General features: G+C 33.8%; 24 protein-coding genes. 7 read left to right on the top strand and 17 right to left on the bottom strand.

Features of this window, described 5'->3' with window-relative positions; genetic code table 11:
• Positions 1-15: 15 nt before the first annotated feature.
• The 4 genes from CD034_RS08370 to CD034_RS08385 all read left to right on the top strand — a co-directional run bounded on the left by CD034_RS08370 (position 16) and on the right by CD034_RS08385 (position 4170).
• Entirely contained in the window at positions 16-897 is an 882-nt protein-coding gene (locus tag CD034_RS08370) for an N-acetylneuraminate lyase (RefSeq protein WP_002449422.1), read from the top strand.
• A gap of 46 nt (positions 898-943) precedes the next feature.
• Positions 944-2476 (top strand): sodium:solute symporter family protein, encoded by a 1533-nt coding sequence (locus tag CD034_RS08375; protein WP_002454702.1) that lies wholly within the window; start codon positions 944-946, stop codon positions 2474-2476.
• A 107-nt stretch (positions 2477-2583) separates the two neighbouring features.
• Positions 2584-3411, top strand: coding sequence for a CPBP family intramembrane glutamic endopeptidase (locus tag CD034_RS08380; protein ID WP_002454703.1), 828 nt, complete (start codon positions 2584-2586; stop codon positions 3409-3411).
• Between the two features lie 72 nt (positions 3412-3483).
• A complete protein-coding gene (locus CD034_RS08385) occupies positions 3484-4170 on the top strand; it encodes an NDxxF motif lipoprotein (protein WP_002488241.1) in 687 nt (228 codons plus the stop codon).
• Positions 4171-4274: 104 nt separating this feature from the next.
• Here the strand turns inward: CD034_RS08385 and CD034_RS08390 are convergent, their stop codons facing one another.
• The 7 genes from CD034_RS08390 to pcp all read right to left on the bottom strand — a co-directional run bounded on the left by CD034_RS08390 (position 4275) and on the right by pcp (position 10657).
• Positions 4275-5078 (bottom strand): CPBP family intramembrane glutamic endopeptidase, encoded by an 804-nt coding sequence (locus CD034_RS08390; RefSeq protein ID WP_002449357.1) that lies wholly within the window; start codon positions 5076-5078, stop codon positions 4275-4277.
• A 154-nt stretch (positions 5079-5232) separates the two neighbouring features.
• Entirely contained in the window at positions 5233-5859 is a 627-nt protein-coding gene (locus tag CD034_RS08395) for an ATP-binding cassette domain-containing protein (protein WP_002449241.1), read from the bottom strand.
• Positions 5846-6619 (bottom strand): ATP-binding cassette domain-containing protein, encoded by a 774-nt coding sequence (locus CD034_RS08400; RefSeq protein ID WP_002449331.1) that lies wholly within the window; start codon positions 6617-6619, stop codon positions 5846-5848. The genes CD034_RS08395 and CD034_RS08400 overlap by 14 nt, the downstream gene beginning before the upstream one ends.
• Positions 6586-7353 carry an ABC transporter permease gene (locus CD034_RS08405; protein ID WP_002449346.1) on the bottom strand — a complete coding sequence of 256 codons (768 nt, stop codon included), beginning with the start codon at positions 7351-7353 and terminating at the stop codon, positions 6586-6588. Before CD034_RS08405 ends, CD034_RS08400 begins: the two co-directional genes overlap by 34 nt.
• Complete coding sequence (locus CD034_RS08410) at positions 7343-8302, bottom strand: ABC transporter permease (RefSeq protein ID WP_002449445.1); 960 nt, start codon at positions 8300-8302, stop codon at positions 7343-7345. Before CD034_RS08410 ends, CD034_RS08405 begins: the two co-directional genes overlap by 11 nt.
• Positions 8295-9857 (bottom strand): nickel ABC transporter substrate-binding protein, encoded by a 1563-nt coding sequence (locus CD034_RS08415; protein ID WP_039984114.1) that lies wholly within the window; start codon positions 9855-9857, stop codon positions 8295-8297. The genes CD034_RS08410 and CD034_RS08415 overlap by 8 nt, the downstream gene beginning before the upstream one ends.
• 161 nt (positions 9858-10018) lie before the next feature.
• A complete protein-coding gene (gene pcp, locus CD034_RS08420) occupies positions 10019-10657 on the bottom strand; it encodes a pyroglutamyl-peptidase I (RefSeq protein ID WP_002454706.1) in 639 nt (212 codons plus the stop codon).
• A gap of 182 nt (positions 10658-10839) precedes the next feature.
• On the opposite strand from pcp, the gene CD034_RS08425 reads away from it, so the two are divergent.
• Entirely contained in the window at positions 10840-11613 is a 774-nt protein-coding gene (locus CD034_RS08425; protein WP_002449443.1) for an acetoin reductase, read from the top strand.
• Between the two features lie 85 nt (positions 11614-11698).
• Here CD034_RS08425 and CD034_RS08430 read toward each other — a convergent pair whose 3' ends face one another.
• From CD034_RS08430 to trhO, 3 genes are all read right to left on the bottom strand, one after another.
• Positions 11699-12676 (bottom strand): choloylglycine hydrolase family protein, encoded by a 978-nt coding sequence (locus tag CD034_RS08430; protein WP_002449351.1) that lies wholly within the window; start codon positions 12674-12676, stop codon positions 11699-11701.
• Between the two features lie 19 nt (positions 12677-12695).
• Positions 12696-13886, bottom strand: coding sequence for an MFS transporter (locus tag CD034_RS08435; RefSeq protein ID WP_002488238.1), 1191 nt, complete (start codon positions 13884-13886; stop codon positions 12696-12698).
• A 102-nt stretch (positions 13887-13988) separates the two neighbouring features.
• Positions 13989-14951, bottom strand: a complete 963-nt coding sequence (gene trhO / locus CD034_RS08440) for an oxygen-dependent tRNA uridine(34) hydroxylase TrhO (protein ID WP_002449550.1) — start codon at positions 14949-14951, stop codon at positions 13989-13991.
• A 259-nt stretch (positions 14952-15210) separates the two neighbouring features.
• Here trhO and CD034_RS08445 point away from each other — a divergent pair, with 259 nt between their 5' ends.
• Positions 15211-16191 carry an SMP-30/gluconolactonase/LRE family protein gene (locus tag CD034_RS08445; RefSeq protein ID WP_002449248.1) on the top strand — a complete coding sequence of 327 codons (981 nt, stop codon included), beginning with the start codon at positions 15211-15213 and terminating at the stop codon, positions 16189-16191.
• 178 nt (positions 16192-16369) lie between these two features.
• Positions 16370-18016 (top strand): phospho-sugar mutase, encoded by a 1647-nt coding sequence (locus CD034_RS08450; protein WP_002449293.1) that lies wholly within the window; start codon positions 16370-16372, stop codon positions 18014-18016.
• Between the two features lie 81 nt (positions 18017-18097).
• Here the strand turns inward: CD034_RS08450 and CD034_RS08455 are convergent, their stop codons facing one another.
• The 7 genes from CD034_RS08455 to CD034_RS08485 are packed head-to-tail and all read right to left on the bottom strand — an operon-like array spanning position 18098 to position 23163.
• Positions 18098-18952 carry an urease accessory protein UreD gene (locus CD034_RS08455; protein ID WP_002449428.1) on the bottom strand — a complete coding sequence of 285 codons (855 nt, stop codon included), beginning with the start codon at positions 18950-18952 and terminating at the stop codon, positions 18098-18100.
• Positions 18952-19566 carry an urease accessory protein UreG gene (gene ureG / locus CD034_RS08460; RefSeq protein ID WP_002449460.1) on the bottom strand — a complete coding sequence of 205 codons (615 nt, stop codon included), beginning with the start codon at positions 19564-19566 and terminating at the stop codon, positions 18952-18954. The genes CD034_RS08455 and ureG overlap by 1 nt, the downstream gene beginning before the upstream one ends.
• A gap of 12 nt (positions 19567-19578) precedes the next feature.
• Positions 19579-20268, bottom strand: coding sequence for an urease accessory protein UreF (locus tag CD034_RS08465; RefSeq protein ID WP_002449186.1), 690 nt, complete (start codon positions 20266-20268; stop codon positions 19579-19581).
• Positions 20261-20713: an urease accessory protein UreE gene (gene ureE / locus CD034_RS08470; RefSeq protein WP_002449547.1), complete on the bottom strand. Its 453-nt coding sequence runs from the start codon at positions 20711-20713 to the stop codon at positions 20261-20263. The genes CD034_RS08465 and ureE overlap by 8 nt, the downstream gene beginning before the upstream one ends.
• Before the next feature lie 11 nt (positions 20714-20724).
• Positions 20725-22440, bottom strand: coding sequence for an urease subunit alpha (ureC, locus tag CD034_RS08475; protein WP_002449517.1), 1716 nt, complete (start codon positions 22438-22440; stop codon positions 20725-20727).
• Entirely contained in the window at positions 22440-22847 is a 408-nt protein-coding gene (gene ureB / locus CD034_RS08480; protein WP_103288298.1) for an urease subunit beta, read from the bottom strand. The genes ureC and ureB overlap by 1 nt, the downstream gene beginning before the upstream one ends.
• 13 nt (positions 22848-22860) lie before the next feature.
• Positions 22861-23163 carry an urease subunit gamma gene (locus tag CD034_RS08485; protein ID WP_002449337.1) on the bottom strand — a complete coding sequence of 101 codons (303 nt, stop codon included), beginning with the start codon at positions 23161-23163 and terminating at the stop codon, positions 22861-22863.
• Between the last annotated feature and the right edge of the window lie 194 nt (positions 23164-23357).

A 23357-nucleotide genomic window follows, 5' to 3' on the forward strand; every position in this document is an offset into this window, starting at 1 on the left:
ATTGGAGGATTTCGAATGGAAGAACAATTAAAAGGATTATATGCAGCATTACTTGTCCCATTTGATGAAAATGGTCAAGTTAAAGAAGAAGGATTAAAACAAATCGCAAAGAATGCAATAGAAGTTGAACAATTAGACGGTTTATATGTAAATGGAAGTTCTGGAGAAAATTTCTTAATTAGTAAAGAACAAAAGAAACAAATCTTTAAAGTTGTAAAAGAAGCGGTTGGAAATGATGTGAAATTAATTGCTCAAGTAGGTTCACTAGATCTAAATGAGGCCATTGAACTTGGAAAGTATGCCACAAATTTAGGATATGATGCATTATCAGCAGTAACACCATTCTATTATCCGTTTTCTTTTGAAGAGATTAAGCAATATTACTTCGATATTATTGAAGCAACGCAAAATAAAATGATAATTTATGCCATTCCGGATTTGACTGGTGTAAATATTAGTATCAACCAATTTGAAGAATTGTTTGATAATGAAAAAATTGTAGGAGTAAAATATACTGCGCCAAATTTCTTCTTACTTGAAAGAATTAGAAAAGCATTTCCAGATAAGTTGATTTTGTCTGGATTTGATGAAATGTTAGTTCAAGCAGTTATTTCTGGAGTAGATGGTGCAATTGGTTCTACATATAATGTGAATGGCCGTCGTGCACGTCAAATTTATGATTTAGCTCGTGAAGGTAAAGTTGAAGAAGCTTATAAAATTCAACATGATACTAATAATATTATTGAAACAGTTTTAAGCATGGGTATTTACCCTACTTTAAAAGAAATATTAAAAACACGAGGCATCGATGGTGGAGTACCTAAACGTCCATTTTCACCATTTAATGAAGCAAATCGTAAAGAATTAAATCAATTAATTGAAACTTATAACTTGTAATTACGACACAATTTAAACGACAGAATATAAACAAGGGGTGTTCCTTATGCAACATATAGGATTTGGGTTATGGAATTGGATAGCAGTTATCGTCTATCTTGTGGCAATGTTATTAGTAGGTGCCTATTTTACTAAACGTGCAAGCCAAGATACTGATAGTTTCTTTAAAGCAAGCGGACGTTTACCATCGTGGGCAATTGGTTTTTCTATTTATGCGACTACATTAAGTGCAATTACGTTTATGTCTACACCTGAAAAAGCTTTTTTAACTGATTGGGCCTATATAGCAGGAAATATTGCAATTGTAGCAATCATTCCAATATTAATTGCTTTTTATGTTCCATTCTTTAAAAAATTACATGTAACTTCAGCTTATGAGTATTTAGAAGCACGATTTGGACCAAGTATACGTTTAATTGGATCATTATTATTTATTATTTTTCACTTAGGACGTATTGCAATCGTTATTTATTTACCAACTTTAGCAATAACTGCTGTATCTGATATTAATCCATACATTGTAGCAAGTTTAGTAGGTATTTTATGTATTTTATATACATTTTTAGGTGGATTCGAAGGAGTCGTTTGGAGTGATTTTATCCAAGGTGTCATTTTACTTGGTGGAGCATTGCTTATCATTATCATCGGTGCTTTTGAAATAAAAGGTGGATTTGGCACAATTGTACATGATGCTATTGCGAATAAAAAAATTCTTAGCGCAGATAATTGGAAACTTAACTCAGCAGCAGCGGCGATCCCAATTATTTTCCTGGGAAATATTTTTAATAATTTACATCAATATACAGCGAGCCAAGATGTAGTACAACGTTATCAAGCATCAGAATCTATGGAAGAAACCAAAAAATCATTATGGACAAATGGTGTCTTAGCACTAATTTCAGCGCCTATTTTCTATGGCATGGGTACGATGATGTATTCATTTTATCAGCATCAAGAAACATTGCCTAAAGGTTTTAATACATCATCAATTGTTCCATATTTTATTTTGACTGAAATGCCCCCATTTATTGGTGGATTACTTATTGCAGCAATATTCGCTGCAGCACAATCAACAATTTCATCAAGTTTAAATTCAATTTCAGCATGTACTTCTGAAGATATTAAACATCGCTTCTTTGGAAAAAAGGATGATAAATCAGAAGTGAAATTTGCTCGATTAATTATTGTGATAGCAGGTTTATTAAGCTATGGTATTTCGATGTATTTAATTGCAGCAGATTCTAATAATTTATGGGATTTATTCTTACTTATTACTGGATTATTTGGTGTGCCGTTAGCTGGAATATTTGCAGTTGGGATATTCACAAGACGTGCAAATACATTTGGTGTCATTGTCGGACTATTTGCAGGAGTAATTATCGCTTATTTACTTCATGGAATAGGTGGAGGAAACTCACCATTTTACGTATCAATTATTTCATTTTTAGTTGCTTTTATTTTAGGTTATATCGTAAGCTTGCTTGTACCATCTAAAAATGTAAAAGATATTACTGGTTTAACGATTTACGACAAAAATAAAGCTTCTACATATATATCTAAAATAGCAAAAAGAAATTGATTTTTAATATTAAGAGAGTAGGAAAATGAATTCATTGTCAATTCAATCTTACTCTTTTTTCTATGCTATGATAAATTTATATACATCACTTATATTGGAGAATAACAATGAAAATAATAAAAATTATTGGTATGTTTCTTTTAGCGATAATCATTATGGGAATTTCTCAAATAATCTCGCTATTATTTGATATAATTATACCATTTTATGGAATCGGAACGATTTTATCGAGTATCACTTATATTTTACTTACATTTCTCGTCGTAAGATGGATAATTACTCATGTATTTAAAGAAACTCTATCTTCATATCGAATGACAAAACCTGTATTTCATCCGATTTATTTGATTTTAGGGATTGCATTACCGTGCGTAATATATGCGATTTATTTTATTTTTATACCGGGAGATTTTAAGGTACATCATTTTAATTCAATCAGTAAGACGATACACGACTTGAGTTACATTATTTTTATGCAAGCTGCAGCTGGTGCTATTGTCGAGGAAATGGTGTGTCGAGGTCTTTTAATGGGCTATATTGAAAAGAAAACAAACATTCGAATAGCAATCATCGTTACTTCACTGTTCTTTGGCGTCATTCATTTATTGAATGGTGCTCTAAATGTGACAAGTTTCTTTTTATTGTTAGTTAGTGGCACTTTAGTTGGTATGATGTTTGGTATAGCAACGTATCGATTTAACACCATTTGGGCGAGTATCACCTTGCATTTCTTTTGGAATGTCTTTCAAATCGTTTATATCACTACAAAAGAAACTGACTATAACGTCTTTCAATATGTTTTACGTTTTAAAAATATGGTGCTTACAGGAGGACAGTTTGGTTTTGAAACATCTATCGTCTCTACGATAGGCTATATCGTGGTGATTATTGTTCTGTTAATGTGCCGTACGCCATATAAAGGTAGCAACTTATAACGCATTCAAAAGTAGTTGTAATTGTTCTATACTTAAAGTAAAGATAAATAAACGTAGTTAAGGAGAAAAGTTATGAAAAAGATAGTGATAGTAACACTTATTCTCATATTATCTATTGGCTTAGTGGGATGTCATCGATTGTCTAAAGAGGATAGTGACCCTTCGGACAAAGCAAATACACAAGAAGAACATTCAACAGAAGAAAATAAGAATTCTGATGATCAAGATATCAGTCTAGAACCAGATACAAAGATACCGGATCATGTTTTTGAAAAAACATCAGTACGACATGTACAGATTTCTGAAAAAACGATTAAAAAAGATATTAAAACGTATAGTAATATTGATAAAAAAATCAATGATACGATGAATACATATAAAATGAAATTATATTCCAATCAAAAGTTATCCAACACAGAAGCGAACAAATTAAAAAAGCTTGTTCAATTAGAGAATGAGAATGATACAAATTTTGCACAATACATTCAAAATAATCAGATGCCAAATAATGATTATGTGATCTATACTGATAAAATAAGTCGTTATATTTCAACAGCCAATCGCATAGAGCAAAAAAGTTTAGAAATCTCATTAAAATCGGATGATGATACATCTATTTTTAATGATATTGAGCAAGTGAATAAAGATCAAGACATTGTAAATGATCAAGAAAAACAAGATATTGCCAATTTCTTGGAAGATAAAAATATTAAAACTGAAACATTTAATGAGGATTCAAATCATATTGATATAGATTGATCGAATGAATTAAAAAAGGAGTGGACCGACGAATTCAAAATGAATTCCGTTCCACTCCTTTTTTGGCGAAATAGTTGTCGACTTCATTTAACAGGTATCCTTTTTTAGCTAAACATTGCGATAAAGTAACTCACAATAATCACAATACCCGTTACACCATTATGAATCATATGAACCATCATACTATCTCTAACGTTATGACGACGATGATAAGCGAGATAGAACACCATCCCCATTATGATATACATTAAGACCGCAACCCAATTTGAAATACCATGTTGGGAAGCAAAAATAAGTGAGGATAAAATAAATGGTAACCAGAAACTGCTACGTTTAAATAGCGTTTCTTTAAAGATACCTCGATAAATTAATTCTTCTAAATAGGGAGCTACAAACGTAAGGGTGAGTGCAAATACTATGACAGGAAACGCTTGTCCAAGTTGATCGGGAGAAGGTTTCGCGCCTTGAAAGTTACCCAGTAATGCCTTATCATTTTCTGTCTGTGCTTGACCTGTTATTGCCATCATTAGAAAACTCATTCCAATGACAATAACGCGAAGTAATAGTGCCCATCCGATATTAATCATAATATCTTTGCGTTTAAACGGTTTAATTGGCTCATATGTATGCCGTTGATAATAACGTCTAACCAGCCAAATAACGACAGCGGCTAACAGCATAAATAATAATGTTGCTAGTGTTCCACTTGTAACATCCATTTTTGCAGAAAAATTAGTAATAAATAAAATAAGAACAATAGGAATCTGAGCAAGTAACATCCATCCTATAAAAATAAGAACATTTAAGAAGCGATTCCCTTTAGGATAATGTTCATCTTTTTTATGATAATGAGAGTCAAGATTTGAATCTGAATGCATACGTGTTTCTGTAATACCTTGTTGAGTCATGGTTGTATCACCTCTAATGTTTTTATTTGAACTACGTATACTGCAACTTGAACATAACATACTCTGATTTCAACCTACAACTTACTTTATAAAATATTTGAACTATTTATGAAAAGAGTGAGACAAAACTCGTTGTCCCACTCTTTATTTTGAATTAACCAATATTTAAATGTTTACCAGGTAAAGCTTTCAATAAATATGAATCATGTGTAATGATAATTAACTGTAAATGTTGAAATTCTCTTAACATTTGTAAGATGATATCTTCGTTCACCATATCTAAATTTGTTGTTGCTTCATCTAAAATCAAGACATCTGGTTCTACAAGCAAAGCTTTTGCTATCCATAGCCTTTGGAATTGGCCACCACTTAAAGTACTCACTTTTTTACCAAGTAATTGTGATTCTAACTTACATTGCGACATGACTTCTTTTATTCTGTCCTCATGTATAGCTTTAGGATAATGAAAATGAATTAAAGGTTGTTTTAATATCCAATGAACTGTTTTATTTGGATCAAGTGTACTCGAATGATATTGAGGCACATATTGGATATGTTTCATCCATTTGTGTTGTGAAATATGGCCAAGTTCTAAATCGTTATATATGAGTGTACCTTGATAATTTGAATCTAATCCTGCAATAATTTGAGCCAAAGTAGACTTTCCGCTTCCACTTACGCCACTTATCAATAAATGATCGTGTGTCTCTAATGTATAATTAAAATTTTTAAATATCTGTTTATTAGAAAAAGCTTTATTTAACTGTTTAATCTGTAACATATTGATATCTCCTATTAGCTAGTTCAATCAATTGCTTCGTGTAAGCATGCTGAGGATCACGTAAAATATCAGAAGCACGCCCTGTTTCTACAATGTTTCCGTTTAGCATGACACTGATATGTGTTGCATAGTTTAAGACTAAGTTTAAATCATGAGTTACAAATAGCACTGTCATATCATGTTCTGTCACTACATGATGCAGTAGAGCCATTAAACTATGACGATTGTGTTGATCTAGCGCACTAGTCGGTTCATCTGCAATTAAAAACTGTGCTTCTCTTACAATAGCCATGACAAGTGCAACTCGTTGTGCCATACCACCACTCAATTCAAAAGGATACTGATAATAAATGGATTCAGGTTGGTCCAATCCGAGATGTTTAAATTGACGTAATACAAATGCTTTTTGCTGATCACGTGTTAATGAAGATGACATAGAGTCAAACAATGCATCAAAGTGGCGGTTGATACGAACATTTTGGAAAAAATTGCGATTCGCATCTTGGAACATTGCATCCGTTTGTGTTAAATCGAGATGAATCTCACCACGATAGGTTAAATCATCTTCTTTCATATTCAGTACAGTACGTGTAAGTAAAGATTTACCACTCCCACTTTCTCCAATTAAACAATGAAAGCTTCCTTTTTCAATCTTTAAATGTATCTGTTTAAGTAATGGTTCATGTTTGTGATAAACAGATACATCATTGATATAAAGGACTGTATCTAATGTAGGTGACGACGATTGAGTATTTGACATATGAGTGCGAACCCTCCTAATAAGACACCTGGAAAGATAAATAACCAGGGCGCAGAATAGAAATAACTTTTACCGTCATGTAAAATGGCGCCTAATTCAGGAATAGGGGGTTTTACTCCTAAACCAATAAAGGCGAGACCGGAAATACTTAACATTAACTTACCAAAATCTGCAGTAACAAGTGCCATAATGTCACTGATGAGATGTGGCACAATGTGATGTATTGTAACTTGGAACTTCGACATCCCACTAAGTGGCGCAAATTTAACGAACGGTTGTGTCATCGTGTCACGTGCTAAATTTCTGAAATACCGCAAATAGCGACCGAGCCAGCCGATGATGAGTGCAAGACATAATCCTACTACAGAATTATTAATAAAACCAAGGACGACAAGCGCGATAATGATAGCTGGTAAAGCGATTAACATATCTGCAAGTGCCATAATGATAGAATCTAACCATTTACCTACTATAGCTGAAATAAGACCAATGATCAGTCCAAGCACGATTGTCCCTATCATAATGAATGCAGTAAGACCAAGTGTAATCAAGCTACCTACAAATAGTCGTGTTAGAAAATCTCTACCCAAATCATCCGTACCAAGTAAATGATGTAAACTTGGGGGACGTAATGCTTGAGATTGATGAATTTGATTTGCTTTATCATATAGGGCATAAGCGAGTACAGCTAAAATGATTATTGCAATAGGCCATATGAAATGTTTAATCTTCATACGTTACTCGCCCTCCTAACGTTTTCGACATATTCAAACGAGGGTCACTTTTTTCTAGTAAAATATCACCCAGGAAATTCAATATCATAATGATTGTAATCATCATCATTAGAATACCTAGAATGAGTGGATAATCCCGAAGATTAATACTAATAATAAGCAATTTTCCTAACCCTGAAATACTAAAAATGACTTCTAAAATAATGACTCGACTGAATAAACGAATAAAATTATTAATTGTAATCGTAAGTAATGGCGCTAAGATGTCTTTAACTTGTACGTAAATACGATCTTTTAATTTAAACTGACGTAATGAGGCAAGTTGGTATGCTTCATTACGAAGTGTACGTTCAAATAGATGACTGCTGAGTAAAACCATATGACTCCCTTCAACTAAGACTAAAATAGCGATAGGTAGAATAAAGTATTCAAAGCTATAACTTCCAACAAATGGTAGAAGATGCCATTTCACACCGAAATAGTAAATAAAAATAATGGCTAACCAATATTCTGGTAGTGATGTCACCACTTGAGACGCACGTAATATGAATATGGACCACTTTTTCTTAGGATAATTCCCACAGAGATAGCCAATAATATAGCCAAGTGGAAATAAGATGATGGCTGAGATAAAAATAAGTTTCAAGGTAGGAGCAACGGCTTTAGCAATACGGTCAGTGACAGGCTCGCCGTTACTAAAGCTCGTGCCTAAATCGCCTGTAAATGCATGACCTAACCATTGTAAATAACGAATAGGCAATGCTTGGCTTAATCCAAGTTTATCTTGAGCCATCTTAATTCGTTCATCTGTGATTTGTGCGACACCATGTTCATGTAGATATTGAATCGCTGGATTTCCAGTTGTATGTTCAAGTAGCACAAATAAGATAAACGAAATAATAATGAAATATAATATAAGTTTAAGTAAATGTTTAATCATACTAATCATGATGAGATACCTTCAATTTATCGTAATTAATGGGTGCATCCGTTTGTCCTGAGAATTCGAATTGCTTAATTTTAGGACTTGTAACAAACACTTCGTTTGGATAAGCAATTGGCACTTCAAGATACTGTTGATTGATGCGATGTGAGATGTGATTAAATGCACGTTGTTGATCATCCTTATTGGTAATGGTTGAGAAGCGGTTAAGCATTGTTGTTAGCTGAACATCGTTTGCGAACATACCGGGCTTATCTCCGTCTTGCTTAAAGCGTGCATTTAAAAAGTTATATGGCATGAGCGCATTCGTATAAGAACGATAGAAAATAAGATCATAATCTTTTCGGATAGTGAGTGTTTCATAATACGTTTGGGCATCTAAAACGTTAATATCCAAATGAATACCTACGTTTTTCAAATCTTGTTGCATAATTTCTGCTTTTGTTTTCCATTCAGGAAATTCATCAGTTTGGAGCGCTAATTTTAAAGAAAGGTCTCGTCCATTTTTTTCAAAGTAGCCCCGATCATTTTTTTTATAGCCTAATTGTTCTAATAAGCGTGTCGCTTGAGTAGGATTATATGAATGGGTGTGTTGATTTGTATCATTCACGAATTCTACGCCGTCTTGGAATAATCCTTTAAGCTGCTTATTTGATGATAAGTGATCAGTATTAATCGCTTTACTGATTGCTTCGCGCATCTTTTTATTTTGAAGTAATGAGACCTCTGGATTAAAGGCCATGAACTGTGTTTCTGTACTTGGATATTGTTTTACCTTTAAATCTTGATTACGGTATGATTCCTTGATTTGTTGAGGAGTCAAATGTCCTAGTGAACCCCCTGTAATATCAATAGAATGACTTTCCATTGCAAGATGTCTCGAATCGCTATCTTCAATTGTTTGAAAAATTAAATCGTAATCCAATGGATGATGGTTGTGATAATAAGGATTCGGTTTAAAAGTCACAGTCTCATTTGTTGAATCTGCTACTTTGAATGGTCCTGTACCAATCGCTTTTTCAAATTTTCCAGTGGTTTTACCATCTTTTACCGCATGTGGACTCATGATACGTAGCGGACGTATTTGTGATAATTCATTTAATACTTGATTTGATGGCATTTTCAAATGAATATCTACAGTATAGTTATCTTTAATAGTAACCGACTTCAGTTTATCTAATGTTTCCATAGGATTCGTTTTATCTGTCGCTTTCGCACGTTCAATTGAAAATTTGACTGCTTTCGCATCAAAGTTCGAACCATCATTAAATTTAATATGGTGTTTTAAGTGAAACGTATAATCTTTTCCGTTATTAGAGACTTTCCAAGATTTAGCCAAACCAGGCTCAATCTTTCCATTTTCTCCATATGTAACAAGAGGTTGGTATATTGCACTGTAGACAGGCATCGGAACATCAAACGCTTGTGCATCTAACTGGCTCGGGTTAAATTCTCGTGCAAGAGATACTTTCACCTCTTTGTGTTGATGATGATCATGTGTACATCCAGTTAATAGGAGAGACGCACACATCATGAATGACAAAAGCAGATGCTTTCTCAAATTTAAAACCTCTTTCAATTTATATTTGTCACTTATTAATAATACACGGTAATATTTATTTTGAAAATAAAAAACGTCTACAAAATTATATATTTTGTAGACAAAAAGAATCGTTTTAATTATAGAATTTGTATCTTATATATCACTAATTATCTTATTTTCTAATGTGTTTCTCCTAAAGCTACTTTAACATCAGGGAGGTCTGAAATCGCATTGATTGCTGCTGTAATTCCTTTTGTAATCGTATCTAAAGACAGCGAAGGTGTATTAGGTTTATCTATGACTTGTTCTGGAATAAAGGGAACATGGATAAAGCCAAATAGTAAGTTAGGATAAAACTTATCTGCAAGGTAGCCTAATTGATAAAGTACATGATTGCAGACAAATGTGCCTGCGGTATTCGATAAACTTGCTGGAACACCCGCTTTTTTAATCGCTTCTGTCATTGATTTTATAGGAAGATTTGAAAAGTAGGCTGGTGCACCATCTGGATGAATGGCAACATCAATGGGTTGATTTCCTTTATTATCCGCAATACGTGCATCATCAATATTAATGCCTACACGTTCAGGTGTAATATTAAAACGTCCCCCTGCTTGTCCAATCGATAATACCACGTCGTAATGATGATGTTCTAATTCATGTTGAATCACATCTTTTGATTTGTGAAATACAGTTGGGATTTCTAATGTTGTAATGGTATGTGCCCCAATAGTAGGGTCCAGTTGTCTAACCGCTTCTAATGCCGGATTTACCTTTTCTCCGCCAAACGGATCAAATGCAGTAACTAAAATATTCATAAGAAAACCTCTCCTTTAATTTTTTACAGTTTAATACGTAAGGTATAAACACTTATTTACATCATTAAACAGATGATGATATAAGGCAACGTAAAAGATATATGAACAGTTTGTGAATTATTTAAAATTAAGAATAAAATTAAACTAGAAGGGTAAAATAATTATGTAAAAGGAGTGGTATTATGACAAAAACAGCAGTCATTACAGGTTCAGCAGCAGGATTAGGAAAAGGAATTGCTCAACGTTTAGCCAATGATGGATTTAATATTGTGATTCAAGATATTAATCAAAAAGCTCTAGAAAAAACAGAACAAGAATTTAAAGAGAATGGATATAACGTGGTAGCATTTCATAGTGATGTTTCTAAGAAAAAAGAGCAAGAAGAATTAGTTCAATTTGCAGTGGCAGAATTTGGTCAAATTGATGTATTTGTAAATAATGCTGGTGTAGATGCGGTATCACCTATTTTAGATATTACAGAAGATGAATTGGATAAATTATTCCATATAAATGTATATGGCACGTTATTTGGAATTCAAGCGGCAGCAAAACAGTTTATTAAGCAAAATAGTAAAGGTAAAATCATTAACGCATGCAGTATTGCAGGACATGAATCTTATGAGGTATTAGGTACATACTGTGCTACTAAACATTCAGTACGTTCTCTCACTCAAACTGCAGCGAAAGAATTAGCTGAAAAAGGTATTACGGTGAATGCTTATTGTCCTGGAGTTGCTAAAACTGAAATGTGGGATCGTATTGATGCTGAAATGGTTAAACTAGACAGTAATCTAAAACCAGGTGAAGCATTTGAACAGTTCTCATCAGCAATTAAACTTGGACGTTATCAAGAACCACAAGATGTGGCTTCTTTAGTGTCATTCTTAGCATCATCAGATTCAGATTATATTACTGGACAAGCCATTTTAACTGATGGTGGACTAGTTTATAGATAAAATAAAGAATGATAAAAGTGAAAAAATAACAAGCCTCTCTTACAATTTAATGTAAGAGAGGTACTTTATTAGATTTAAAAATATGTTAGTCATTCACTTTTTCAGTATATAACCCTTTATTCTTTCTCGAAAAGACTACCAAATCGTCACGATTTATTAAGTCATCGGTAAGTTGTAATTCTGTAATGGTATTCGAGTCATAATATTTAATATAGAGTGTTTTTGTCGTTAAATTAAAAACAGTTTGATATAACGTATAATAAAATCCATTGTCTGAAGGGCGAACAGCGCCTTTTGGTACACTCACATGGTCTAAAATTCTAAATGCATCTAAGATAGGATGATCATCGCTATTTGGTAATAAGTGATGAACAAGATAAGCAGCTCGAACAAAACGTTCGCCAGACGTATACCCTCCAGGTAAACCGAATGTGCCATTCGTATTCCCTAAGTTCAATTGTTTTGAAAATGTATTGTCAATGTTATATGGTGTCACATGCATAAAGTGTTTCAAATTTTCATAATGCCAATTTAAATCTGGGTTATTTGTGAGCACGCCAATTGGATTATCAATCACGACGATGCGACCATCAACAAATGTCACTTCCACAGTGCGCCCTGTCGCATCAGATAAATGATAATGTAATGGAGGAACTTCGTTAATATCACTATATGAATAGGCTACAACGTTAACTTGTTTCGCATTTTCAATAAGTTCTTCAATAGTTCTGTTATAGCCGAGCGCCCACACAAGGACTTCTGTTTGCGAAATATTGATATAGCCTTCACGAATGTCTGTCGCATATGACGCATATCCACGATCGTATTGATTTGACATGGCAAGTCCATGTTCATTGACGCCATCTCCAAAAACAAATCCCTCCATATCAGAACCAGCACCTGCAAAGGCATACAACGTTTCCCCTTCATAGTCGACATGCGATTTAAAGGAGTATCCTCGAGGTTGAACTGCAGGAAAGCCGTTCAAAGGATAATCGTAATCCATCGTTCTTCCAAAAATAACATCTCCATTGCTGGCTTGAAATGTAATGCCTGTACACATATCGTCGTCTCCTCGTAAATTAATTTTTAATTGCTGTTTTAAAATATAAACCTAAAACAAATGTTAACACATAAGCAACGCTACTAATTACATATGCCCACATCACTCCTTGATTATCTACAACAAGAGAAATACCTAAAGTACCAAGTGAGAAAAATATACTGCTTAATAAATTATTCAGTATATAGGTGGATGTTAGGGCTTCTTTTGGTACTTCACGTTGTACAACTGAGTTTAAAGAAATATAGCGTGAATCTTCGAAAATTCCCATTAATAATGACATGAGTAAAGCAAGTAACACAGATTGATGTAGGATAAAGCTGGCATTAATAAAAGCTAATATGAGCGGAATATAAATAATAATAGGGTAACTTATTTTTGTGAAAAATTGATCTTTATCATTCATCCATAACCCAGCAATAATTGTCCCACTAAAGAAAGCAGCATTGATGAGTCCAAACCAAAAATCATCGACATGTAAAAATGTTCTCGTATATGTAAGAATAATTGCAGCAACCCAAATGGACGTTGCGACAGATTCGAAAATTATAGATAGATTTAGATATAAACTCAGTTTATTGGAATAGTTATGACGTAATACAGTTTTAAAGCTATTTAATATATTTTCTTTTTCATTATTATAAATATGCCGTTCTGAAAGTTGAATAATAAAGAAGTAGGATAGGATTTCTAGTACAAGCGCAAATAAAAATAAATATTTAGCGCCAATCAGACTCATCAGAAATCCACCTAATGCCCATGTCGACAATTGAACCATACTACTCATCATATTCATTAAAGCGTTCGCCGAAGTTATGTATTCTTTCTTTTCAATAAAAGGAATCATCGCGTTCTTAATTGGATTGGTAAATCCATCAAATAGAGCATTTATAAATAGTAGAATAAAAATAAATATTGGAGATTCCTCGAATATAAGTAGACTTGCGATGATGGATAGACTCACAAGTTTAAGCCCTTGGAAAATCCATAATACTTGTTTTTGAGTAAAATACTGATAAATATAATTTGAAATAAAGCTACTAACAAAGAGACCGGAAGTAAAAATAATTGGAATCATAGAAGCGGCAGTCGTTTTTGAGGTCATACTATATACTACCGAAATTAAGCCGACAACGGTTAACACGTCTCCAGTATTTGCGAATAGCTGACTATAAAAAAGATGGAAGTAATCTTTACTGTGCTTCTTCATAACAATCACCTTAGGTAAGTTTCAATTTAAGTTATTATAGCACAGTAATTATGTAAAAGTACCCTTTAAAAGTAGGTTGATACTTATAAAGGGTACATGTCATTATGCGTGAATATGTTCAGGAACATCTTTAAAGTTTTCTAAACGACGATTCCATTCCTCATCACTAATATGGTGTTTTGCAACGTAGCGATTACGTTCATGTTTGGCACAGTCATATGAACATGCGCCAAGATATTTTGCTTCATTTTTTTCGGATACTAAAATTTGTTTATTACATTCTGGATTTGCACAGTTAATATAACGTTCGCATGGAGTGCCATCAAAGTGTTCTTTACCAATCACTGTTTTATCTACATGGTTCACATCGACACTAATACGTTCATCGAAGACGTACATTTTGCCATCCCAGTACTCACCTTTTGTTTCTGAATCTTTACCATACGTAGCAATACCGCCATGTAATTGTCCTACATTTTCAAAGCCTTCTTTTACAAGCCAGCCTGAGAATTTTTCACAACGGATGCCACCCGTACAATACGTCACAATGTTTTTACCATCTAATTTTTCTTTATTTTCACGAATCCAATCTGGTAAATCTCTGAAGCGTGTAATATCTGGGCGAATGGCGCCGCGGAAATGACCTAAGTCAAATTCATAATCATTACGTGCGTCTAAAATAACAGTATCGTCATCTTCTAATGCAGCTTTGAACTCACTAGGTGAGTAATATTTACCAGTTGTCACACGTGGATCAACATCATCTTCTAAACCTAAAGCAACAATTTCTTTTCTAGGACGTACGTGCATTTTTTTGAATGCATGTCCCTCAGCTTCATCAATTTTGAACGTCATATCTTTAAAACGTTCATCTGCATGCATATGTTCAATATATTGATCTGTATCTTCTTTTGTACCAGATAATGTACCGTTGATACCTTCTGTAGATACTAAGATTCTACCTTTTAAGTTATGTTCTTTACAAAATGCTAAATGTTCAGTAGCAAATGTGTCAGGGTCATCAATTGTTGTATATTTGTAATACAATAACACTCTATAATCCATTTTCTGATTCTCCTCTAAAAGTTAATTTATCTGTATGTTAAACGTATCTAAATTGTTATTTATATAAAAATCGACATTATAATATTTTAACAAAATTATAACTTCTTTCAATATTTGCGCTCATAAATCAGTCAATTGACCTATATAAGGAGAATCATTTTACTTATTGAAATCGATTACATATAGTAAGCTTAAGTTTAGAATGTTTCAAGCGTATAATAAACTATGTAAATGAATGACATAAGGAGGCTTATTTAATATGTTGGATAATAAATTACCTAAATTAACGTATAGTGGTAAATCTAAAAGTGTAGTTCCTATTGTTTCTGAAAGTGAATTACAAACAGTCACAGCTGAACCATGGTTAGAAATTTCAGATGAAGGACTTCAACTTGAAGGACTTATTTTTGATAGAGAACACAACTTATTTTTATGTGAAGTATTTGGTGGAAAGATTTTCAAAGTTAATCTACCAAGCAAAGATATTTCTGTAGCGTTTCAATCAGAAAAACAAAATCCAGCTGCAGTAAAAATTCATAAAGATGGACGATTGTTTACATGTTACTTAGGTGACTTTGAATCTACAGGTGGTATTTTCGCAACAGATGAACATGGAGAATACTTTGAAGACATTATTTCAGACATCAATACAGATTATTGTATTGATGATATGGTATTTGATAGTAAAGGTGGGTTTTATTTCACCGACTTTAGAGGGTATTCAACGAATCCTAAAGGTGGCGTCTACTACGTTTCTCCTGATTTTAAAACGGTGACACCCGTGATACAAAATATTTCTGTTGCTAATGGTATCGCACTTAGTACCGATGAAAAAGTACTGTGGGTAACTGAAACAACGACGAACCGACTTCACCGTATTCAATTAGAAGATGATGGTGTGACTATTGCACCGTTTGGAGCAACCATACCGTATTATTTCACTGGTCATGAAGGACCTGATTCTGTTTGTATTGATAGTGATGACAACTTATATGTTGCAATGTATGGGCAGGGTCGTGTTCTGGTCTTTAATAAGAGAGGGTATCCTATTGGTCAAATCTTGATGCCAGGTCGTGATGAAGGGAAAATGTTGCGTTCTACACATCCACAATTTATTCCAGGTACAAATCAATTGTTAATATGTACCAATGATATTGAGAATAATTCAGAAGGTGGATCAATGATTTATACAGTTGAGGGATTCGCTAAAGGACATGAAAGCTATCAATTTCAATCGTAAATAGCTATAAATTACAATTAAAAACATCCTTACTTATCGTAGTGAGGGTGTTTCTGAATTGTATTATTGTAGATAGGATTTTAATTAAAAAAAGATAAGTATCATGTGAAACATAAATAGATATCGATTATACTAAAGAAAAGAATAGGACATACATCATGTATGAGAGGAGTATTGGATGAAAGACAATTGGATAACACATAAAGCAGATAGTCTCGTAGGATCATTCTATGACCAACAATCATATCAATTTCAACAAGAAGGGTTTGAAACGACACTTTCCTTTGGAACAGCAGGTATTCGTGGTCAATTTGGTTTAGGTCCAGGACGTTTAAATCGATATACCATTCAACGTCTAGCTTTAGGAATTGCATATTATTTACAAGATAATATGGCACAACCTTCCATTGTCATTCATTATGACATTCGTCATTTATCAGCAGAATTTGCAGACATTATCGCGCATATTTTAGCGTCTCATCATATTAAAGTATATGTATCGGATACATATCAAACGACTCCGCAGTTATCTTATGCAGTGAGATATCTTCAAACGTCTGCAGGTATTATGATTACAGCTAGTCACAATCCTAAAGATTATAATGGCATTAAAGTATATGGTGCTGATGGAGCACAGCTCGACGATGTCGCCTCACTTGAAGTAGCTAAGTATATTGAACAATTAGATGATCCACTTCATTTAGACATTGAATTAAATGAGACGTTAATTAAAGAAAATATTTTACCTTTACCAAAAGATATTAATCAGTACTATTTTGCGGAAATTAACCAATTGATTGGTGACATACCTCCATCAAACTTAAATGTGGTGTATACGAGTTTACATGGTACAGGAACACCTATTATTCCGAAGGTGCTAAGCCATCTTCACTTTAATAAGATTGAACTTGTTGACGCACAATGTAAAATTGATCCTGATTTTAGTTCTGTAAAAAGCGCCAATCCAGAAGAACATGAAGCGTTTGATCTAGCTATCAAACAAGCCCAATACTCTAAAGCGGATTTAATCATTGCGACAGACCCTGATGTGGATCGAATGGGATTCGTTGAACGAGATCATGATGGTCATATTCACTATTTTAATGGCAGTGAAATAGGTGCGTTAATGATTAAATATTTAGTCGATTATAGGACGCTTCCTAAACAGCCAGTCATGATTCAATCCATCGTAAGTGGTGAACTAGGGAAACGTTTCGCAAAGCAACATGGGGTCACTGTGAAGGAAGTCTTAATTGGTTTTAAATTTATTGCCAAGGCCATTCGCGAATTACGTGAGGATGAAACATTTATTTTCGCTTATGAGGAAAGTTATGGTTACCTTGCGGGTGAATTTGTAAGAGATAAAGATGCGATTCAAGTTGTTCCGTTAGTCATTAAATATGCTTCTATTTTAAAAAATGAAGGTAAAACATTACATGATGCCTTAACGGATATATATGAGGAAGTAGGATATTATCGCGATCAACCTACATCTAAAATATTTGAAGGAAAAAAGGGGCAACAAGAAATTGCAACGTTAATGGAACACCTTCGTCAACACATTCCAGATACGTTGGGCGGATTAAAAGTGATCGCAGTTGAAGATTATCAAAGCCAAGAGAGAATAAATAAAGATGATGGTACTACTGAGTCGATAGCTTTACCAAAGTCAAATGTGATTCGGTTAATCTTTGATGAAGGATTTGTCGCATTACGTCCTTCAGGAACAGAGCCTAAACTCAAATTCTATCTTTCACTTAATGTTGATGATTTTGAACAAGTGTCGCATGATATCTATCAATATATATTTAATGATAATAAATAAAAATAGAAAAATAAGTGTAAAAGAATAACACCTTATATCGAGTCTTTGTACTCGTGATATAAGGTGTATTTTAATTAATTATTAATATTTTCTTAAAAAGTCGAGTTGACGATGATATAATTTATCAGCAATATAAGCTTGGACGCGTGTAAGCACTTCTTCAATTTCTTGTGTCAGATTAGATAATACACGGACTGTAAAACCATGTGTAGGTAATTGCGTAATACCAATACGGCAATCGTATTGCTTTGTATAATCTTTAATTTCATCATACACATCTTCAATGAATTTTTGCGTTATATTAGGGTGTATACAATAAGCCGAACCAAGATGTGTATAGTTTTCCATATAGCCAATCGAACTCATTTTTGTTTCACTTGGGTGCATTCGTAAATTATCGTAGGTGATAAGCACATCATCTACATAAATTTCATTAATTAAATGCATGTAGTCGTAAGTGAATGGTGTGTCTTTTTCAGAATAGCCTGGGGTTAAAATATCGGTATAGAACATGGATGCACTTTTATCTAAATTAAAGACGTTATGTTGGAAAAACTTTGCTCTTTCATAAGCAATAATAGGGTCTCCTACATATTCCATATAACCATCTTTTGCTATATTGAATGTTTGATATTGTTTCACGCAATCGTTTAACGTCTTATAAATTTTAGTTGCACCTTGAGAGGTCAAAGTGACTTTAGCCTCTTCTTCGACATTAATATTCATACGATAACGATCGCCATCTAAATAACCACCGCCAACATTGACGATATAAAATGTTGGAATCTTAGAGAAATTTAAATAAACTGGACGAATAACCTTTAACGCTTTTTCGAAAAAGATATTACGGGCAACAGAACGCTCATCATTATTAAAAACAGTGAGATCCAATTGTCCAGTCCAAGAAGGTTTCGAATCGAATTGATGTTGTACCATTAAGCTAATCCTTTAAGTAATGCATCACGTTCAATCCATTCAATGACATTATCTAAACCATCGTCGGTTTTTAAATTTGTAAATGTGAAGGGACGATTGCCACGAAATGTTTTAGTATCTTCTGCCATTTGGTCAAGTGATGCGCCAACAAATTCTGCTAAATCTGTTTTATTAATGATAAAGTAATCAGATTTAATCATACCTTGTCCACCTTTACGTGGAATTTTTTCACCTTGAGCTACATCGATGATATAAATAGAGAAATCTACTAATTCAGGACTGAAAGTAGCAGCTAAGTTATCGCCACCTGATTCGATGAAAATAAGTTCAATATCCTCATGACGATCTAATAATTCATCGATTGCAGCAAAGTTCATTGATGCATCTTCACGAATTGCTGTATGTGGACAGCCACCCGTTTCCACACCGATAATTCTATCTTCTGGTAAAACACCAGTATTCACTAAGATTTTTTGGTCTTCTTTTGTGTAAATATCGTTTGTAATCACGCCAATACTCATATCTTTTGATAGACGACGTACAAGTTTTTCAATTAATTGTGTTTTACCTGCACCTACAGGACCGCCTACACCAATTTTAATTGGATTTGCCATGTATATTACCTCCTATGAAATAAAGATTCTCACGTTTACGTTTTCATGCTCCATTTGATTAAGCTCTAAACCAGGAGCTGTTAAACCAAAGTCTTCTTCGTTTAATGTGAGAATATGTTGTCGTGTACGCTCGATATATGGAATCATCTCCGTCACAACTTGTTGTCCTATTGTTTGACCTAAGGGAATTGCACGTACTGCATTTTGCGTTAAACTGGAAACGTTCTGATATAGATAGTAATCAATAATCGTTTCAATATCGACGCCTAAATAATGTCCTAGCATTGTAAAACAAATAGCTGGATGCAGTTTTGCACGTTTATCTTTCATCTGTTGATGGTACCATTTAATCCATGGACTATCATAAAGTTCCATGGCCAGTTTTACCATACGTGTACCCATTTGTTTTGCACCTATGCGTGTTTCTCTTGGTAAACTTTGGACATAAATTAATTGATCAAGTTGTAATACTTTTTCTGTATCACCATTATTTAAAGCGTTATAAACTAAACGCATTGCAAGTCCATCTGAATACGTTAACTGTTCATTTAAAAAGAGTTCTAACCATTCTTTAAATGAATTTGCATCGTGAACAGCTTGACGTTGAATATATGTTTCTAGTCCAAATGAATGACTAAATGCGCCAGTAGGGAATTGTGAATCACAGAACTGAAATAGTCGTAAATGTGAATGATCAATCATGTGAATGACCTATATGTCTGAAGGCTTTATTCACTTTTCGATCTTCATGGCTATAGGGAATACCTAGCGTTTTTAATAAATCTTCTACTAGGTAGTCATATTGTACAAGCATTTCAGTTTCTGTGAATTGCGCAGGTAAATGACGATTACCTAATTGATGCGCAATATCTCCCATTTCTTGTATGTTACGTGGCTTAATGACAAGTAAATCTTCCGAGTTTACATCTACTACAATCATATTGTTGTCATCTTGATATAAAATATCGCCATATTGTAAATCGATAGGTTGTTTTAAACGAATACCGATTTCATTACCGTGATCTGTTGTGACACGTTGAATACGTTTAACTAGATCAGAGTTTTCAAGATATACTTTTTCTACATGCTTTTGTTTTTCCTCTGCAGAAAGGTTAGCGATATTGCCTTGAATGTCTTCTACTATCATCTGAGTACCTCCTAGAATAAGAAGTATCTTTGTGCTAATGGTAATTCAGTTGCTGGTTCACTTGTGATTTTTTCACCATCTACAAATACTTCATATGTTTGTGGATCAACATCTAATTTAGGTGTTGCATCGTTATTTTTCATATCTTTTTTAGTAAGATTACGGATACCATGGACTGGTCGAACCATACGTTCTAAGTTTAGTTGGTTATAAATACCGTTTTCGTATGCTGTTTTAGAAACGAATGTAATCGCAGTGTGTTGTTTATTTGCACCATATTGACCATACATTTTACGATATTTCATAGGTTCTGATGTCGGAATAGAAGCATTCGCATCACCATTCACTGCTGAGTTAATCAATCCACCTTTAACAACAAGTTCAGGTTTTACACCGAAGAAAGCTGGATTCCATAGAACTAAGTCAGCTAATTTACCTTTTTCGATTGATCCAACATAGTCAGAAATACCATGTGTAATCGCAGGGTTAATTGTATATTTTGCGATATAACGTTTAATACGATTGTTATCGTTATAGTCAGTATCACCTTCTAGAGCACCACGTTGTTCTTTCATACGATGTGCAACTTGCCATGTACGTGTGATAACTTCACCCACACGACCCATCGCTTGAGAGTCAGAACTTACCATGCTAAATACACCCATATCTTGTAATACGTCTTCAGCTGCAATCGTTTCTTTACGAATACGTGAGTCTGCGAAAGCAATATCTTCAGGGATAGATGCATTTAAATGGTGTGTAATCATAACCATGTCTAAATGTTCATCTACAGTATTATGTGTGTAAGGTAATGTTGGGTTTGTAGATGACGGTAAAATATTCGGATACGATGCAGATTTAATTAAATCTGGCGCATGTCCACCACCAGCACCTTCTGTATGATACATGTGTAAAACACGGTCTTTTACAGCGGCCATTGTATCTTCCATGAACCCTGCTTCATTTAATGTATCAGCATGTAGAGCAATTTGTACATCAAATTCATCTGCTACATCCAATGCATGACTTAACGCTGAAGGAGTTGCACCCCAGTCTTCATGTACTTTTAAGCCGATCACACCAGCATGAATTTGTTCAATTAATGCAGTGTGGTTTACAGCTTGCCCTTTACCAGTGAAACCAACATTAATTGGTAAATCTTCAGCAGCTTCTAACATACGATGAATATACCATGGTCCAGGTGTAACGGTTGTAGCTTTAGCACCTTCTGATGCACCCGTACCACCACCGATATGTGTTGTCACACCACTTTCAAGCGCAACTTCTGCTTGTTCGGGGTTAATAAAGTGAACGTGTGTATCGATACCACCAGCTGTTACGATTTTACCTTCAGCTGAGATAATATCAGTTGTTGAACCAATAATAATATCTACATTATCCATGATATCAGGGTTACCTGCTTTACCAATTGCAAAGATATAACCATTTTTAACACCGATATCTGCTTTAACAATTTTGTCATAATCTATAATTAATGCATTTGTTAATACTAAGTCAGCCACTTTGCGGTCATCGCGTGTAACGTTAGGGTTTTGAGCCATGCCATCACGAATAGATTTACCGCCACCAAACGTTGCTTCTTCACCGTAATTTGCATAATCTTTTTCAACAGTTGCAAATAAGTTGGTGTCACCTAGTCGTACTGCATCGCCAACAGTTGGACCATATAAACTTGTATACTGAGATTGAGTCATTTTAAAGCTCATTACTGTTTACCTCCCATTTTGTTCATATTTTTTTCGCCATTATCACCTTTTGGCGCAGCATATTCATTGTTTTTACCAGTTGGACGATAAACGCGATCTTCGTCAATTTCACCGTTAACTAAACCGCGGAAACCATAAATTCTACGGTTACCAGCATATTCAACGAGTTGAACTTTTTTCTCGTCGCCAGGTTCAAAGCGAACAGCAGCACCGGCAGGAATATCTAAGTGTTTCCCATATGCTTTTTCACGATCAAATTTTAAACCTTTATTGGCTTCAAAGAAATGAAAATGTGAACCAACTTGAATTGGACGATCTCCAGTATTTTTAACATTGATCACTGTTTCAAAATGACCTTGATTAATTTCAATTTCTGTATTTTTTATTTTAATTTCACCAGGTTTCATTTATAAATCCTCCTTACACGATTGGATGATGGATAGTGATTAATTTAGTTCCATCTGGGAATGTTGCTTCAATTTCAATATCAGTCAACATGCTATCGACGCCTTCCATGACATCATCTTTATTTAAAATTTGTTTACCGTAACTCATTAAATCAGCTACAGTTTTACCATCACGTGCACCTTCTAGTAATTCATCACTAATAAGTGCTAATGCTTCTGGATAATTTAATTTTAAGCCACGTGCTTTGCGTCGACGCGCTACTTCAGCAGCTACGACAATCATTAATTTATCTTGTTCCCGTTGAGTAAAATGCACTGTTATGCCTTCTTTCTTTTAAAAATAAGTACTGCAACATTAATCATAAAACTGTAGAATATTTTTTACAAGTAATTTATCTTTTAACTTTATTTAAAATTACTTTTTAAATTAAATTTCTATATATTTTTAATGTTACAAAAGTGTTTAAAAGGTATAATAATTAGAAAGGGAATGAATAAAATAATAAAGGT

This window comes from Staphylococcus hominis subsp. hominis (assembly GCF_002901845.1).
In the GTDB taxonomy this organism is placed as follows: Bacteria; Bacillota; Bacilli; order Staphylococcales; family Staphylococcaceae; genus Staphylococcus; species Staphylococcus hominis.